General features: G+C 56.7%; 15 protein-coding genes. 6 read left to right on the plus strand and 9 right to left on the minus strand.

Going from position 1 to position 15686, the window contains the following annotated elements; genetic code table 11:
• Position 1: 1 nt before the first annotated feature.
• On the minus strand, positions 2–901 hold the full coding sequence (locus AC2TDA_RS10550) for a MurR/RpiR family transcriptional regulator (RefSeq protein WP_480879224.1): 900 nt from the start codon (positions 899–901) through the stop codon (positions 2–4).
• An 88-nt stretch (positions 902–989) separates the two neighbouring features.
• On the opposite strand from AC2TDA_RS10550, the gene AC2TDA_RS10555 reads away from it, so the two are divergent.
• Positions 990–1763: a beta-keto acid cleavage family enzyme gene (locus AC2TDA_RS10555; RefSeq protein WP_480845711.1), complete on the plus strand. Its 774-nt coding sequence runs from the start codon at positions 990–992 to the stop codon at positions 1761–1763.
• Positions 1760–3082, plus strand: a complete 1323-nt coding sequence (locus AC2TDA_RS10560; protein ID WP_480879225.1) for an aspartate aminotransferase family protein — start codon at positions 1760–1762, stop codon at positions 3080–3082. Before AC2TDA_RS10555 ends, AC2TDA_RS10560 begins: the two co-directional genes overlap by 4 nt.
• Positions 3083–3099: 17 nt before the next feature.
• Here AC2TDA_RS10560 and AC2TDA_RS10565 read toward each other — a convergent pair whose 3' ends face one another.
• From AC2TDA_RS10565 to AC2TDA_RS10595, 7 genes are all read right to left on the minus strand, one after another.
• Positions 3100–4209 carry an aromatic ring-hydroxylating oxygenase subunit alpha gene (locus tag AC2TDA_RS10565; RefSeq protein ID WP_480845709.1) on the minus strand — a complete coding sequence of 370 codons (1110 nt, stop codon included), beginning with the start codon at positions 4207–4209 and terminating at the stop codon, positions 3100–3102.
• Between the two features lie 238 nt (positions 4210–4447).
• A complete protein-coding gene (gene infC, locus AC2TDA_RS10570) occupies positions 4448–5038 on the minus strand; it encodes a translation initiation factor IF-3 (RefSeq protein ID WP_480879491.1) in 591 nt (196 codons plus the stop codon).
• 115 nt (positions 5039–5153) lie between these two features.
• On the minus strand, positions 5154–5987 hold the full coding sequence (locus AC2TDA_RS10575; RefSeq protein WP_480846360.1) for a ferredoxin--NADP reductase: 834 nt from the start codon (positions 5985–5987) through the stop codon (positions 5154–5156).
• Positions 5988–6096: 109 nt separating this feature from the next.
• Positions 6097–6504, minus strand: a complete 408-nt coding sequence (locus AC2TDA_RS10580; protein ID WP_480845708.1) for a DUF934 domain-containing protein — start codon at positions 6502–6504, stop codon at positions 6097–6099.
• Entirely contained in the window at positions 6501–7262 is a 762-nt protein-coding gene (locus tag AC2TDA_RS10585; protein ID WP_480845707.1) for a phosphoadenylyl-sulfate reductase, read from the minus strand. The genes AC2TDA_RS10580 and AC2TDA_RS10585 overlap by 4 nt, the downstream gene beginning before the upstream one ends.
• Entirely contained in the window at positions 7252–8916 is a 1665-nt protein-coding gene (locus tag AC2TDA_RS10590) for a nitrite/sulfite reductase (protein ID WP_480879226.1), read from the minus strand. The genes AC2TDA_RS10585 and AC2TDA_RS10590 overlap by 11 nt, the downstream gene beginning before the upstream one ends.
• A 65-nt stretch (positions 8917–8981) precedes the next feature.
• A complete protein-coding gene (locus tag AC2TDA_RS10595) occupies positions 8982–9296 on the minus strand; it encodes a DUF2849 domain-containing protein (protein WP_480845704.1) in 315 nt (104 codons plus the stop codon).
• 275 nt (positions 9297–9571) lie between these two features.
• Between AC2TDA_RS10595 and AC2TDA_RS10600 the strand changes: the two genes are divergently transcribed.
• The gene (locus AC2TDA_RS10600; protein ID WP_480845702.1) at positions 9572–10051 is read left to right on the plus strand and encodes an Lrp/AsnC family transcriptional regulator; all 480 of its coding nucleotides are present in this window, start codon (positions 9572–9574) and stop codon (positions 10049–10051) included.
• An 88-nt stretch (positions 10052–10139) separates the two neighbouring features.
• Here the strand turns inward: AC2TDA_RS10600 and AC2TDA_RS10605 are convergent, their stop codons facing one another.
• A complete protein-coding gene (locus AC2TDA_RS10605; RefSeq protein ID WP_480879227.1) occupies positions 10140–11321 on the minus strand; it encodes a cytochrome P450 in 1182 nt (393 codons plus the stop codon).
• 47 nt (positions 11322–11368) lie between these two features.
• On the opposite strand from AC2TDA_RS10605, the gene AC2TDA_RS10610 reads away from it, so the two are divergent.
• From AC2TDA_RS10610 to AC2TDA_RS10620, 3 genes are all read left to right on the plus strand, one after another.
• On the plus strand, positions 11369–13099 hold the full coding sequence (locus AC2TDA_RS10610; RefSeq protein ID WP_480879228.1) for a sensor histidine kinase: 1731 nt from the start codon (positions 11369–11371) through the stop codon (positions 13097–13099).
• Positions 13096–14325, plus strand: coding sequence for a sigma-54-dependent transcriptional regulator (locus AC2TDA_RS10615; RefSeq protein WP_480879229.1), 1230 nt, complete (start codon positions 13096–13098; stop codon positions 14323–14325). Before AC2TDA_RS10610 ends, AC2TDA_RS10615 begins: the two co-directional genes overlap by 4 nt.
• Before the next feature lie 341 nt (positions 14326–14666).
• The gene (locus AC2TDA_RS10620; protein WP_480845697.1) at positions 14667–15668 is read left to right on the plus strand and encodes a DctP family TRAP transporter solute-binding subunit; all 1002 of its coding nucleotides are present in this window, start codon (positions 14667–14669) and stop codon (positions 15666–15668) included.
• The last annotated feature ends 18 nt before the right edge of the window (positions 15669–15686 follow it).

Here is a 15686-nt window from a genome sequence, read left to right on the forward strand (position 1 = left end):
TCTATTTTTTCCGCAGTTTCGGAAGATTCGCCGGACGCCAGTAGGCACCTGTATCCTCACGCGCCTTCTGGTATTGCTCGACCCGCTCACGGGCGATGTCATCGCCCGAGGCATAGAGGTGGCCCAAAAGGCATTCCAGAACGACCATTGCACCGGAAAAGCTTGAGAACTGGTGCATGGCGCGTGTGCTGACAGGCAATGTGACGTCCGGTTCAACTCCGGGCGCTATTACTTCACTGTCAGACAGAAGGACGATCCGCATGCCGCGCTCGCGGGCGAAACGCATCGATTGGATCGTGTCCGCAGAGTATGGGTGGACCGTGATTGCGAACAGGCAGTCGCCTGAGTCCCCTTCGATCAGATCGTCAATGGCAGAGCCCATGTGACGGGGAACCAATTGAAATCCGGGATGCGCCATGCGCCCGGCATAGCGGAAATAGTAGGCCAGCGCATAACTTGCGCGTGTGGCTGTCACAAAACAACGTCGGGCCGAGGTCATGTGATCGATCGCCTGTTCTGCCAACCGCGGATCCATAAGGCGCAGTGAACGGGACGCGACGTTCAATTCATTCTGCGCGAATCCAGCCTGAGCGGCGCTGAACGCGTCTCCGGCGCTCATCCGTTCGAGCCACTCCTGGCCCATCCGGTCTTCGCGGTCTGTCACGAGGGTTTGGCGAAAGGGACGCCGAAAAGCTTCGAAGCTATCATACCCCATTCGCTGAGCAAGACGAACCAGAACGTTTGAACTGACACCGACCTTATCGGCCGTCACACGGATCGGGTTCAGGCCAAAGTCGCCCGGATGATCAATGACATATTTGGCGGCGACCTGCATCTGCGGCGGCAAGTCTTCAATGTCGCGGCGGAGTCGGTTGGTCAGAGGGGAAAGTGAGCGTTGCATGGTCATATAAAAACAAATGTTTTTAAAAATTCAAATTGAAAACATTGATTCACAGTATAGGTCGGTATCGAATAATTTAGGTGGTGTTATGTCTTACGACATGAAAAGCGGGGCAAGAGCCCCCTATGTGATGGTCGCGCCAAATGGGGCGCGACGCGGGCATGTGGACCATGCAGCGCTTCCGGTTACGATTGACGAAATCGTAAAGACCGCGACGGCCTGCAAAGCCGCAGGAGCGGACGGGGTGCATTTGCATATCCGGGACAGCTCTGGGCAGCATTCGCTGGATTCCGGGCAATATCGTGAGACCATTGCCGAGTTGCAGCGGGCTGCGCCGCAGATGGATGTTCAGATCACAACCGAGTCAGCGGGTATCTATGACGTTCAGTCGCAATATGACTGTCTGCAAGGTGTTCAGCCGACTTGGGCCTCAATTTCAGTTCGCGAAATCGCTCGTGAACCTGACATGGCTGCGCGGGTCTATGCAACGTGCCAGGAGCAGGGAACACAGGTGCAACACATTCTGTATGACAGGGCTGATGCAGACTTGCTGATCCGGTGGCAAGCCGAAGGCGTCGTGCGGACAGATCAGACAGATCGTCTGTTGGTTCTTGGGCGCTACGCGATGGATCAGCAATCGGCTCCCGTGGACTTGGATGCGTTTCCTGCCAGCCCATCGTCCTGGATGGTCTGCGCTTTTGGCGCACAGGAACATGCGTGTCTTGTTGCGGCCGCAATGCGCGGCGGAGATGTCCGCGTTGGTTTTGAGAACAGCCTGACAGGCCCGGATGGGGCATTCTGGGCTGATAATGCCGCCTCGGTTGCGGTTTTGGCGGAATCTCTTGAAGGAATAATGAAATGAGCCATGTTTTCCCGCGTCACACCAAGTCCGTTCTTCCGGTCGCGGCAGGAGGAGACGGATGTTACCTGATTGATGCACAGGGCAAACGGTATCTGGATTGTGGTGACGCAGCAGTGTCTTGTCTTGGCCATTCAAACCCCACAGTGATCAAGGCGGTACAGGATCAGGTCGAACAAGTCGCGTTTGCTCATACCGGTTTCATGACATCAGAACCAGCCGAAGCGCTGGCTGATCTGCTGATCGAACAGGCTCCGGGCGATCTGGATCGAGTTTACTTCGTGTCCGGCGGGTCCGAGGCGACCGAAGCGGCGATCAAGCTGGCGCGACAATACTACCTGGAAATCGGCCAACCCGAACGACGCCATGTGATCGCCCGGCGTCAAAGCTATCATGGCAATACGCTGGGCGCTTTGTCCGCAGGTGGTAATGCATGGCGGCGGGCGCAATTCGCCCCGATGTTAATTGAAATGACCCATATCGCACCGTGCTACGAGTATGCGGAAAAAACCGGTGACGAGAGCAGCTATGACTACGGTCAGCGTGTCGCCAATGAGTTAGAGACCGAAATTCTGCGCCTCGGTCCCGAGTCTGTGATGGCCTTCATGGCCGAACCGGTCGTGGGCGCCACTTTGGGTGCGGTTCCCGCAGTTGAGGGGTATTTCAAGCGCATCCGCGAAATATGCGACCAATACGGTGTCCTGTTGATACTGGACGAAGTCATGTGCGGAATGGGCCGCACCGGGCATCTGTTCGCCTGTGATCACGACGGAGTTGTTCCGGATATTCTGTGTATTGCCAAGGGGTTGGGCGCCGGTTATCAACCGATTGGCGCGATGCTGTGCACGGGGCAGATTTACAATGCGATCCGGGATGGCTCCGGCTTTTTCCAGCATGGGCATACCTATATCGGGCACCCGGTCGCGACCGCCGCCGCCTTGGCCGTCGTACGGGAACTAACATCGCGCGAACTGCCTGCGCGAGCCCAAATTATGGGTGAGAAAGTTCAGTCTGCTCTCGAAAACGCCTTTGGTCAGCATCCGAATATTGGTGACATTAGGGGGCGGGGTTTGTTCCGAGGGGTGGAACTGGTGGCGGATCGGGACTCGCGTGCGCCGTTTGACCCCGCGCTCGGGGTGGCGGGAAAGATCAAGAAGGCAGCTGTTGCCGAAGGTCTGATCTGTTACCCGATGTCAGGAACGCGCGATGGCAGGAATGGCGACCATGTCCTGCTTGCGCCGCCGTTTATTATTGAAGACGCACAAATCGATGAACTGGTCTCAAAACTGACCAAGGCTATCGAAGTGTCGATTCCGGCGTGAGGCGATACGCAGTCAATTCAGGGGGCAGTGCTGTCCATTGCCCTCTGATACAGCGCGTTGAAAGCCATGATCGGGTGCTCCGACTGAGACGAACAGGCATCGTCCACCACCACCGCACCATTACCCAAAGCACCGCTTTCCAGCCCGCGCTGGACTGAGTCAACAATCGGACCGTCTTCGGCAAAAGTAGTATTGCGATGCTGCAAGATGATCTCCTGCTCTACGGCATTTGGTTCGGCCTCCGGTAGCCACCAATCGACCTCGACCTTGGTCGTATTCACGCTTAGTGGTTTCCAGCGATAGGTATTCACGATCCCACCGGGATAGACCTGTAGCGCGAACAGCGGGAAGAACCACCAGGTCAAGAACTTGTCTGTGCGCGCCTTGGGGTCGGCGACATAGCTGTAAGACTTCTGAGAATCCGGCCGGGCAGGGCTGGCGTGACGAATGCCGTAATCAAAGCCACGTGTTTGGTACTGATCCGGGTCGACTACTCCGGTCGTCAGAGTTTTGTGCACGACTGCGCAGTGATAGCATTCGTTGAAATTTTCAGCGACGACTTTCCAGTTCGCATTGGCCAGGCGCTCAGTCCGGTCCGCGCGCCGGTAGCTAGGTAGATTGGGCGCGTATTCCGAAATTTCATTTAACGCATCTTCGGCCAGATCGGAGAGGGCGCGGGCCCGCGGATCGAGATTGACCAGAACCAGCCCGAAAAACACCTCGACCTGAACTGGGCGGAGCTTGTACTGGCTTTTGTCGAACCCCGGAAACGCCGCGGCGTTCGGAGCAGCGCGCAGCTGGCCCGTCGTGTCATAGGTCCACGCGTGGTAGGGGCAGGTCATTTTTTTGGTGCACCCTTTGCCTTTCAGCAATTCGTGACCGCGATGAACGCAGACATTGTAAAATGCGCGAATGACACCATCCTGCCCACGGATCACGATGATCGAAACTCCGTTGATATTCTCGACAACGAAGTCACCGAAATTCGGCAGATCGGTTTCATGGCCGACCAACTGCCATGAACGCCCAAAGATGCTGGTGCGCTCGTGGGCGAAAATGGTCTTGTCGCAATATGCACGCGCCGGAAGCGATTGATACACGCCGCCAGAAAATGACATCTCACCCATTGTGGCCTCCTGTACCCGGTTGCACGAGCTTGGAGCAGAAGCAGATCCAGTGCTTTCCACTTTGCGCCAGCGTTGTCGAAATCAGAGCGCCTGAAATCGACATGCTGCCGGAATCAGACACTCTGGATCTGGTGGCCGGGACAGGCGGAATCAAATCGCGTGTTTTGAAGTTCCTGTGAACAAAAAAACCCTGCCAGATTACCTCTGACAGGGTTCGAATTCGCGTGATTGGCGATATTTACTTTTGGGGAAGTGGGCCAATCATCATGATCATTTGACGGCCTTCCATTTTCGGCATGTTCTCGACTTTGCCGACTTCCTTGATGTCTTCGGCCACACGTTCCAGCAGTTCACGGCCCAGATTCTGGTGAGCCATCTCGCGGCCACGGAAACGCAGGGTGATTTTGACCTTGTCGCCGTTCTCCAAAAACTTGAACACGTTACGCATTTTGACGTCATAGTCATGCGTATCGGTGTTGGGCCGGAATTTTACCTCTTTCACCTCAATGATCTTTTGCTTTTTACGCGCTTCGGCTTCGCGCTTCTGCGTCTCGTATTTGAATTTACCGAAGTCCATGATCTTGCAGACCGGAGGGTTCGCATTGGGCGAGATTTCGACCAGATCGAGGCCGGCATCAGCGGCAAGTTGCATGGCTTTGGCGGGATGAACCACCCCGACATTTTCACCTTCGGCGCCGATCAGGCGAATTTCGGGGGCACGGATTTTGTCATTGACGCGCGGTCCGGTGTCTCTCTGCGGCGGCGCGTTGTGAGGTCTGCGAGCTATGGGTTCATTCCTTTGATGATTGCAGAATTTCGAGCCCGGAATTTAGACTGGTGCGTAAAGTGTTTCAAGCGGCATAAATCGAAGGCCGCATGAAAATTCCATGAAATCCCGGTGTTTTTGCCGGTCCCAGGCCAAAAGGCCGGACCGGCAATCAGGATCAGCCGACAAAAGCCTTTTCGATCACGAACTCTTTGGGCTCGGAATTTGCGCCCTCGCGCAGGCCAAACTCTTCTAGGATCGCCTTGATGTCGTGGTTAAAGGCAAGGCTGCCGCAGACCATGGCGCGGTCTGTTTCCGGTTTGATGCCGCCTTCGATGCCCAGATCGGCAAAGACGGTCCCGTCCTTCAGCAGACTGGTGATCCGGCCCATCTTGGGGCTCTCTTCACGTGTTGTCGTCGGGTAGTAACGAATCTTGTCCGCGAATCCTTCGCCCATCAGTTCGGCCAGCATTTCGTCCTGCTTGATGCTGTCGATCAGCTCGCGACCATAATCCAGCTCGGCCACATCGCGGCAGGTGTGGGTAATGATGACCTCGTCATAGTCTTCATAGGTCTGAGGCTCGCGCAGCAGCGAGGCAAAGGGCGCAAAGCCGGTGCCGGTGGCGAAGAACCAGATGCGCTTGCCGGGCAGCAGAGCGTCATGCACCAACGTACCGACGGGCTTGGGGCGCAGGATGATCTGGTCGCCCGGTTGGATATGCTGCAACTTCGAGGTCAGCGGGCCGTCTTGCACCTTGATCGAGTAGAACTCCAACTCTTCGTCCCAGGACGGTGAGGCGATGGAATAGGCACGCAGCAGCGGCTTGCCGTTGTCGCCCAGAAGGCCGATCATCACGAACTCGCCCGAACGAAACCGAAGGGATGCCGGGCGCGACACCTTGAACGAGAACAGGCGGTCGGTCCAGTGTTTGACCTCGGTCACAGTCTGGGCGTCGGGCAGAACGGGGGCCTTAACGGCGGTTGCTTCGGTCACGGATTTCATCTCTGTCATCGTTTCACTATCGGTCTGCTTAACCGACATCTCCGTTTAATCTTTGATCCAAGTCAGGAAAAGGGGACAGATTGCCCCCCATGGTGTCACAAGCTGGTGATTGGCGGCCCTAGCCGCGCAGGCGGGACTGATAGTTGTTGTCCTGCCAATTTGCGCGGGCAAGCCATTGATCTTCTGGTTGGCGGTCGGCAAGGCTGTGATCGATTTCGACCTCATCAAAGCCGCTGCGGCGCGCCATGGCATATTGATCGGCCAGAACGTGACCTTTGGCGCGCAGACGTCCGGTATAACCTTTCAGCCGCAACGTCCGCGCAATGGTAAAGCCGCGACCGTCCGCAAAAGACGGGAAATCGACCCTGACCATTTGTGCGTTACCCAGACGATCATACAGTTCGTCCGGGTCGGTGTCTGAAGTCACGTCCAGAGCAACCACGTCATTCGCCGCATCTTCCAGCGTGACAAAACCGTCGGTCCAGTCATCGGGGGCGAACCCCCCATCCGTTACGATTACGTTCATGTTTTCTCTCCGGCGCGCACCATCTTGCCATCGACAAAATGGATGCCGCATTCTTCCTTGTTCTGATCGCGCCAGCGTCCGGCGCGGGGGTCTTCACCTTCCTTGACCGGCGAGGTGCAGGGCGCACAACCGATCGAAGGGTATCCTTTGGCCACCAGCGGATGCCGGGGCAGGTTGTTTTCTTCCATATAGGCGCGCACGTCTTCGGGTGCCCAATGGGCCAGAGGGTTGACCTTGATCCGGCCCGTGCCGTCTTCGACTTCAAAGAAATCGAGCGCGGCCCGTGTTCCGGATTGGAACCGTTTGCGTCCGGTGATCCAGCCGTCAAAACCAGCCAGTGCCCTTTGCAGCGGGAAGGTTTTGCGCAGGTTGCAGCATGCATCCATGTCGCTCAGGCGCAAGGCGCCATAAGGGTCTTCGCGTTCAATGTCCTCATCCGCGGCCCGGATGATGCGAACATTGGTCAGACCCAGACGCTCGCTGACCTCCTGCTGGTATTCCAGCGTTTCGGTGAACAGCATCTGCGTGTCAACAAATAGCACCGGTGTCGCTTTGTTCACCACCGCCGCCATATGCAGCAAAACAACCGATTCCGCACCAAAGCTGGAGACCAGAGCAAGCTCGTCAATCTCCTCAATCGCGCCGTGCATCACATCATGCGCGCTGTGGTGGCGGAACCGGGCGTTCAACGCCTCGACCTGTTCGGTTAGTTCGCGTCTGTCCCGGCCCAGTTCCGTCTGGATCAGGTCAAGCGGCATTGGCACGCGCCTCGGGGTAGAGGGCAGCCTTGAATGGTGCCATGCCGACCCGGCGGTATGTTTCGAGGAAGGTCTCCTCGGCGCTTTCCCTTTGGTTCAGATAGGTTTCCACGATGCGCTCGACTGCGGGAACGATGTCGTCATATGCAAAGCCCGGACCCGTGCGGTCGCCGATCGCTGCGGTTTCGGTGCCGTCCCCACCCAGAGTGATCTGGTAGTTCTCGACGCCAGCACGATCCAGACCCAGGATGCCGATATGACCTACGTGGTGGTGACCACATGCGTTGATGCAGCCCGAGATCTTGATCTTCAGGTGACCGATATCATGCTCGAGCTTCAGGTCTTCGAAGCGGGTCGCAATTTCCTGCGCGACCGGGATCGAGCGGGCCGTGGCCAGCGCGCAGTAGTCCATGCCCGGGCAAGCGATGATGTCGCTGATCAGGCCGATATTGGCGGTCGCCAACTCATGCTCTTTCAGCTTGGCGTGGATCGCGGGCAGGTCCGACTTGTGCACATGCGGCAGGATCACGTTCTGCTCATGGCTGATACGCAGCTCGTCATAGGCGAACTCTTCGGCCAGATCGGCCATCACGCGCATCTGCTCGGCAGTTGCATCACCCGGCGTCTGGCCGTGCTTCTTGATCGAGATCGTCACGATCGCGTGGTCGGCGTTCTTGTGCGGCGCGATGTTGGTATCGACCCACGAGCGGAAGACGGGATTGTTGGTATAGGCGCTTTCAAACGACGCAACCGAACCCTCGCGGAAGGCAGGCGGCGCGAAATGCCCCTTGATCTCTTCCAGCAGGTTCATGTCGGCACCCTTGAACTGCGGGCGCACCTTGAGGAAGCGCTCGTTGACCTTGGCGCGGATGGTGTCGATACCGTTTTCATGCACGGTGATCTTGATACGGGCCTTGTATTTGTTGTCGCGGCGGCCGATCTGGTTCCAGACCGAAACGGTGGCTTCCAGATAGGCCAGCAGGTCGTCAAAGGCGACGAATTCGGACAGCTCTTTACCGATCATCGGGGTACGGCCCAGACCGCCACCCACGATAACGCGGGCACCCAGAACGCCGTCACGTTCGACCAGTTGTAGGCCGATATCATGCGCCTTGATCACGGCGCGGTCGTTGTCCGAGCCGGTGATGGCGATCTTGAACTTACGCGGCATGAACTGGAATTCCGGGTGGTCGGTCGACCACTGACGCAGCAGTTCGGCATAGGGGCGGGGGTCGGCGATTTCATCAGCGGCGGCACCGGCGAAATGGTCGGCGGTCACGTTGCGGATGGTGTTGCCCGAGGTCTGGATGGCGTGCATACCTACCTCGGCCAGCGCGTCCAGCATATCCGGCACGTCGTTCAGTTTCGGCCAGTTGTACTGGATGTTCTGACGGGTGGTGAAATGGCCATAGCCCTTGTCCCACTTTTCAGCCAGCAGGGCCAGTTGGCGCATCTGTGCGCTGTTCAGCGTGCCATAGGGGATGGCGACCCGCAGCATATAGGCGTGCAGCTGCAGGTACAGGCCGTTCATCAGGCGCAGGGGCTTGAATTCGTCTTCGGTCAGCGACCCGTCAATGCGGCGCTCGACCTGCGCGCGGAACTGCGCGTTACGTTCTGCCAAAAATGCTGTGTCGAACTCGGAGTAGCGATACATGATTAGCTGTCCTTGATTGCAGCCCCGAACCTTGGGGCCTTGAAGGGGAGAGAGAGGGCCAGAGGTCAGGCCCGGGGCTGCGGGGAAGTTTCCTGTTTGCCGTGGGCATAGTTGGACGGACCAGTGCGGCGGAAGTCTTCCCGGAAATGGGTGGGCTCGGGGCCGTTGTCGCTGGCTACGGCATCAGCAAGATAGGCACCAACAATCTTACTGACTTGGCGCTCAGCATCCAGAAGACGAAGCTGGGCATGCGCCTCATCGGTGATAAGCTCGGCGTCCGACAGATTGCGCGACCAACGGTCATCTTCTGTCAGGTAAATCACGTCGCCTTCCAACAGGTCGTTGGCAGTAACCACTTTTGGGGTAAATGCGCGAGCCATCAGGCGTGCTCCTTATTGAATGAAATGTCAGTTGGGACCGGTGTGCGGTTGCCGTTCACGACATCGCAACCCAGACCTGTGGCGTCGGAATGGACGGCATCGTTTTGCGTATGTCTTCGAAAGGGCAGCATCTGATCGCACCGGGTGTTGTTTGACTTGAGTGCTAATATAGGAAATATTCCCGGTTAAGCGCTATATTGCGGATCAAATAAGAACAAATGTTCCGGTATCGAGCGAAGCTGGAACATATGTGTTAATTCGAAGGAAAAAATGGGATGTCAGTTCGAATAGACGAAACAGATCGGAAAATTCTGGCCGAGCTGCAACGTGACGCCAGTCAGTCCCTGGATGAAATAGCGGCACGGGTGGGTAGTTCCAAGACACCTGTTTGGAATCGTATTCGCAAACTCAAGGGCGCAGGAGTCATAGGTCAGCAGACGGTTCTTTTGGATGCCGAAGCTCTGGGGTTCGAGGCAACTTTTTTTGTGCTTATCCGGACGTCCGAGCACGAAGCCGAATGGCAGAGAAAGTTTCTGAAAGCGCTGCGGGATCAACCCGAGGTGCAGGAAGCGCATCGCCTGGCCGGGGATATCGACTATATCCTGAAAGTCCGCGTGAAAAATGCACGCGCGTACGATTCATTCTACCAGACCCTGATCTCGGAAGTGCGTGTGCATAACGTTACCGCTCTGCTGTCGATGGAGGAGATAAAGTCGACGACAATGCTGCCGCTGAACGCGCTGAAGGAAGGGTGACGAAGGTTCTTCATTGCGCATCCTTCGTTAAGTGGCTTCCAAGGGATGCTATGACTGTGGCGTTTCGCAACGATATTTTTTGCCGCCCTCAGGTTCTTACCATCAAGTTTGTCAGTCCGTGGAAATGATAGCTATCCGCATAGACCGGTTCGCTTGCCAGTCTCAAGTTTGGGCACCGGTCGAAGAGAATTGGTAACCCAATACGCATTTCCAACCGGGCGAGGGGAGCTCCAACGCAGAAATGTACGCCTCCGCCAAAGCTTGAATTTGTAACGATTTCACGCCTTGGATTGAACGTGTTTGCATGGGGCCAGATAGAGGGATCACGATTCGCGGCACCAAGCAGCAACGCAACCTGATCACCCCGGGCAAACTTATGGCCGAACAGGTCGATGTCTTCGTAAGCGTAGCGGGTAAACAGGTGAAGTGGCGGATCGAAGCGTATGATCTCTTCGACAGTACGGTCGATTGAGGCTGGTTTCAGAACGTCCAGTGGCGTTCTGGTTTCCAAGAGTGTCTTCACCCCGTTTCCCAACGAATGCACCGTGGCCTCGTGTCCGGCATTCAGGAGCAGAATGCAGGTCGAAATGAGCTCATCCCGCGAGAGTTTTTCACCGTCTTCTTCCGCCGCAATCAGTCGTGTTATCAGGTCATCGCGCGGGTCAGTGCGGCGTTGTTCTATGTACTCGGAAAGAAACACAGTAAAGGCTGCTGAAGCAAGCGCGGCCTCGTCCTCGATCTGACGAGTGCGTCCAGCCTGATACATCGCGACCATTGCATGAGACCATCTTAGCAAATCCGCGGCTTTGGTTTCAGGCACGCCCAACAGACGGCAAATGGTAATGACCGGAACCTGCGTGCAATACGCATCCAGAAGATCGAAAGGCTCGTTCGGAAAAGAGTCGATTAACTCGTGGCACAAGTGTTCAATTGCGGGCGCCAGTGCCGAAATCGCTCGGGACGTGAACGCACGCAGCACCAGCGCACGCAAGCGGGTATGCCGAGGCGGCTCTGCTTCAAGCAGCGAATGGGCCTCGATCGCGAGCCAGGGCGCAAGATGGGCGGGTTCTTCATTCGCCGATTCGGGTGGTCGCTCGGTTCCAAAACGGCGGTCTCGGAAAATGTCCTGTACCGCTTTATTGGAAACCGCAGCGGGCATTCCATAGTCCTTCCAGAACACGAGATCCCCATGTTCGCGGGCAGAATCATAGAACGGGTAGGGATTCTGCACGAATTCAGGTTCGGTGGGGGATTGGATCATCGTCTTCATACGCGGCAGACTTGCCATGAGGCTCGGTGAATGCAAGACCCTATGTCATGCAGAGATTTTGGGTCATTGCTGGTTTTCTGTGCGCGGTTGGATTGTTGTCAGCCGCGGTTTGGACGTCTGGCTATCGTCAGGCGTTGTCACAGCTGAGCGAAAAGGCGCAGGCGGACCTTGAACTGGCCTCGGATCGATTGAGCTCTCAGTTGCAGGTTTATCAGGAACTTGCAGTGTTGATGGCCGGGCATCCGACATTGACCGATTTGAACAATCCCGAACGAAAGAGAGCTGCGCGTATCCTATTGCTGGAAACTGCGGACAAAACCGCGGCCGTCGATGTGTTATTCGCTGCCCCCGGTGGAGAGGTTCTGGCCGCAGCGCATGACGTGGTGGATGGAACTGTGCGCGGGCAACCGGCATTCGAACGCGCAATGCAAGGGGCGCTGGGGAGTTCCCATGGGGTCCTGTCGGGCACCAGTGATCGAATTTACTCTTACGCGGCCCCGGTTTTTGCGCCAGATGGTCGCGTGGATGGTGCGCTGATGGTTATCGCGGATGTCGAAGACATAGAACAAACATGGCGGGGAAGCACCGAGGCGGTGTTCTTCGTGGATCACGCGGGCCTTGTCTTTATATCCAACCGGTCTGATCTTTTGTTCTGGCAACGCGATCCGGGGCAAGTCGGGCTTTCTCCACCCGGCGTTGACCTTGACTTCTCGTCCATGCGGGTGGGCCAGCATGAATTGTGGCGTTTGGGATGGGGCGCGTATCTGCCACGCAATGCATTACATCTGGCCCGCGATTTGCCGGTCATTGGTATGACTGGCGAAGTTCTGATGGATGTAGCTCCTGCGCGCCGTTTGGCCGCTTTGCAGGCCGCTGCCGTTGCCGCGATCTGTCTTGCGTTTGGGGCGTTTTTGTTTCTTGCGACCGAACGACGGAGGACGTTGGCAGACGCCAATGCCGTGCTGGAAAGTCGAGTTTTGCAGCGCACGCGCGCGCTGACTGCCGCAAACACCGCCCTGCGGCGCGAGGTGGCCGAACGGGAAGAGGCGGAAGCCGCGTTGAAACAGGCCCAAGCCGACCTTGTTCAAGCCGGCAAGTTGAGTGCGCTTGGTCAAATGTCTGCTGGGATCAGCCATGAACTGAACCAACCGCTTATGGCGATTCAACAATTTGCCGACAATGGCGCGGCGTTTCTGGCGCATGGCAAGGGTAAAAAGGCCGGTGAAAACCTCGGACGAATTTCGGATATGGCCGCGCGAATGGCACGGATCATCAAGAACCTTCGGGCTTTTGCCCGCAATGAAAGCGAACCCATGGGCAAGGTCGATCTGGTGCAGGTCATCAACACTGCGGTGGAGTTAACTGAGGCGCGCTTGCGTGCTGATAGGGTGACTCTGGATTGGCAACCAATCGACAAACCTATTTTCGCCTGGGGTGGAGAGGTGCGGCTGGTGCAAGTTTTCGTCAACTTGATCAACAATGCGGCTGACGCCATGAGCAATCAGGAAGACCGCCACATAGGCATCGTGATCGACGCAGGTGAGAGGCTGGCGGTTACAGTACACGATATCGGACCGGGGATTGAAGAGCCCGAGAAGCTGTTTGAACCCTTCTATACGACGAAGGCCGTGGGCTCATCAGAGGGAATGGGGCTGGGTCTTTCGATTTCCTACGGGCTTGTTCAAAGCTTTGGTGGAAATATCCGGGGTATCAACGCGGGCAAGGGCGCAATGTTCACCGTCGAACTTGAATATTACCGGGAGGACAAGGTTGCATGATCCGCAAGGTGCTTTTGGTCGATGACGACGCGGCGGTGCGCGAGGCTTTGGCGCAAACATTGGAATTGGCCGAATATGAGCCCGTCACAGCAGGGTCGTTTGTCGCCGCAAAGGATCATATCCGCAGGGATTTTTCCGGAGTCATCGTCTCGGATATTCGAATGCCAGGGCGTGATGGCTTTCACTTGTTGGCCTATGCCCGAGACACTGATCCCGAACTGCCGGTAGTTTTACTCACGGGTGAGGGCGACATACCGATGGCCGTTCAGGCTATGGGGCAAGGCGCCTTCGATTTTCTGGAAAAACCGTGTGCTGCAACCGATTTGTTGGATGTACTCAAACGCGCGTTCGAGGCCCGCTCACAAGTGCTGGAGCACCGCGCACTGAAGCATGAGATAGAGAGGGGGGATCCGGCGGCTCGGATGTTGTTCGGCCGTTCACAGCAAGCAGAAGCCCTCAGAGACCGTGTTCGGGCGGTGGCCCCAACCCGGGCTGAGGTGCTGGTCACTGGACCTGCAGGAAGTGGCATCTCGAAAATTGCTGAGGTGATCCACTTGATGTCGCCGGACCGGCAGGGGCCGTTTGTCAAACGGGCGGCATCCGGTCTGACGCCGGGCGAATTGTTGCAGGGGTGCGAGGATGCAGCGGGCGGGTCCCTGTTTCTGGACGAAGTTTCGGCACTGCCCGACGCCACCCAATACGCAGCACTGGAATTGATGGAAAAAACGGTGGGGACGCGCATAATTGCCGGCACCACTGCCGATCTGGCCGAGCTATCAGAACGCGGTGATTTCAATGCGGATCTCTATTATCGTCTGGATGTCATGCCCGTGCGCATCCCGGCCTTGTCAGAGCGGCCCGAAGATATACCGGTGATCTTTCGCCATTATGTCGCGCAGGCAGCCGAGCAGGCGGGGATCGTCGAGCCAGAGATCACTTCAGACCATCTTGCTTCGCTGATGGCGCAGGACTGGCCGGGAAACGCACGGTCTCTGATGTCTGCGGCCATGCGGTTCGTCCTGGGTATGCCAGAGGAGGTGGCGAAGGCGGCCGATCTGGGATTGAGCGAACAAATGGCACGGGTGGAACGGTCGCTTCTTATCGCGGCGCTCGGCCGGCATAATGGCAAGGCGTCCGAGGCCGCAAAGGCGTTGAAATTGCCGCGAAAGACATTTTACGACAAACTGGCGCGATATCAGATACGCCCAGAAGACTATCGCAGATAGGTCTCTCTGGTTGGCTTTGACTTCATTTCATGCGGAGCACGTCGATGGATTGCTCTCGACGCAAGTGGTCAAGTCCGTGATTCGGTTGACTGATTCGAAACTGTGCGGATTTCCGCACAATCGGCGATTGGGATGTGCGGTTTTTCGCACTTATCAAGTTGGCTACAGACGGTCACTTGAAAAGCATGTTGGTAACATACTGAAAACTATGGATTAAATACGATCTGCTTCAAAAATGAACAAATCGTTGAGAGCTTATCTGCGATTCGTTTGACTGCGCGCAGTGATCGCCGATGAGGCGTTCAGCAGAGATTTCACAGAAGTCTGGGAGGAAAAGACACATGAAGTTCCTGACAACCGCCGCTACCGCGCTTGCCCTTTCTGTCACCGCAACCGCAGGCTTTGCAGCCTGCGACGACGGCGAGATTGTGGTGAAGTTCGCGCATGTGACAAACACCGACAAGCACCCTAAAGGTATCGCCGCTTCGCTGCTCGAGCAGCGCGTCAATGACGAGATGAATGGCGTGATGTGCATAGAGGTCTATCCGAACTCTACGCTCTATAACGATGACAAAGTGCTTGAAGCAATGCTGCAAGGCGACGTGCAACTGGCTGCGCCGTCTCTGTCAAAGTTCGAGAAATTCACCAAGCAATTCCGTCTGTTTGACCTGCCGTTCATGTTCAAGAACATCGACGCTGTGGATGCATTCCAAGCCTCGGCAGATGGTCAGGCGATGAAAGACAGCATGCAGCGCCGTGGCCTGCAGGGGCTGGCATTCTGGCACAATGGAATGAAGCAGATGTCAGCTAATAAGCCGCTGGAAGAGCCGTCGGATGCGGAAGGCCTGAAGTTCCGCGTTCAGTCCTCGGACGTGCTGGTCGCGCAGATGGAAGCCATTGGCGGCAGCCCGCAGAAGATGGCGTTCTCGGAGGTCTATGGCGCGTTGCAGCAGGGCGTTGTGGACGGGCAGGAAAACACCTGGTCGAACATCTACGGCAAAAAGTTCTTTGAGGTTCAAGACGGTATCACCGAAACCAACCATGGCATCATCGACTATCTGGTTGTGACATCCGTGGACTGGCTGGACAGCCTTGACCCTGAAGTGCGTGATCAGTTTCTGACCATTCTGGCCGAAGTGACTGAGACGCGGAACAAAGAAGCCTTCACCGTGAACGAAGCGGCCAAAGCCTCGATCACAGACGCGGGTGGCATCATCCGCGAACTGAACCCGGAACAGCGTCAAGCATGGGTTGATGCGATGAAGCCTGTTTGGGACAAGTTCGCCGGTGACGTGGGTCAGGACAAGATCGACGCCGCTCAGGCCATCAACGCTGGGTTCTAAGCCCGGTACAGGTCGCGC

This window comes from Ruegeria sp. HKCCD6426 (assembly GCF_057221115.1).

Excerpts from the sequence above, each read along its gene's own strand:
- AC2TDA_RS10580 (WP_480845708.1), bottom strand. The coding sequence starts at position 6,504 with ATGAACGTAATCGTAACGGATGGGGGGTTCGCCCCCGATGACTGGACC.
- AC2TDA_RS10560 (WP_480879225.1), top strand. The coding sequence starts at position 1,760 with ATGAGCCATGTTTTCCCGCGTCACACCAAGTCCGTTCTTCCGGTCGCG.
- AC2TDA_RS10575 (WP_480846360.1), bottom strand. The coding sequence starts at position 5,987 with ATGACAGAGATGAAATCCGTGACCGAAGCAACCGCCGTTAAGGCCCCC.
- AC2TDA_RS10555 (WP_480845711.1), top strand. The coding sequence starts at position 990 with ATGTCTTACGACATGAAAAGCGGGGCAAGAGCCCCCTATGTGATGGTC.
- AC2TDA_RS10615 (WP_480879229.1), top strand. The coding sequence starts at position 13,096 with ATGATCCGCAAGGTGCTTTTGGTCGATGACGACGCGGCGGTGCGCGAG.
- AC2TDA_RS10600 (WP_480845702.1), top strand. The coding sequence starts at position 9,572 with ATGTCAGTTCGAATAGACGAAACAGATCGGAAAATTCTGGCCGAGCTG.
- AC2TDA_RS10565 (WP_480845709.1), bottom strand. The coding sequence starts at position 4,209 with ATGGGTGAGATGTCATTTTCTGGCGGCGTGTATCAATCGCTTCCGGCG.
- AC2TDA_RS10590 (WP_480879226.1), bottom strand. The coding sequence starts at position 8,916 with ATGTATCGCTACTCCGAGTTCGACACAGCATTTTTGGCAGAACGTAAC.
- AC2TDA_RS10620 (WP_480845697.1), top strand. The coding sequence starts at position 14,667 with ATGAAGTTCCTGACAACCGCCGCTACCGCGCTTGCCCTTTCTGTCACC.
- AC2TDA_RS10610 (WP_480879228.1), top strand. The coding sequence starts at position 11,369 with ATGCAGAGATTTTGGGTCATTGCTGGTTTTCTGTGCGCGGTTGGATTG.
- AC2TDA_RS10595 (WP_480845704.1), bottom strand. The coding sequence starts at position 9,296 with ATGGCTCGCGCATTTACCCCAAAAGTGGTTACTGCCAACGACCTGTTG.
- AC2TDA_RS10585 (WP_480845707.1), bottom strand. The coding sequence starts at position 7,262 with ATGCCGCTTGACCTGATCCAGACGGAACTGGGCCGGGACAGACGCGAA.
- AC2TDA_RS10550 (WP_480879224.1), bottom strand. The coding sequence starts at position 901 with ATGCAACGCTCACTTTCCCCTCTGACCAACCGACTCCGCCGCGACATT.
- AC2TDA_RS10605 (WP_480879227.1), bottom strand. The coding sequence starts at position 11,321 with ATGAAGACGATGATCCAATCCCCCACCGAACCTGAATTCGTGCAGAAT.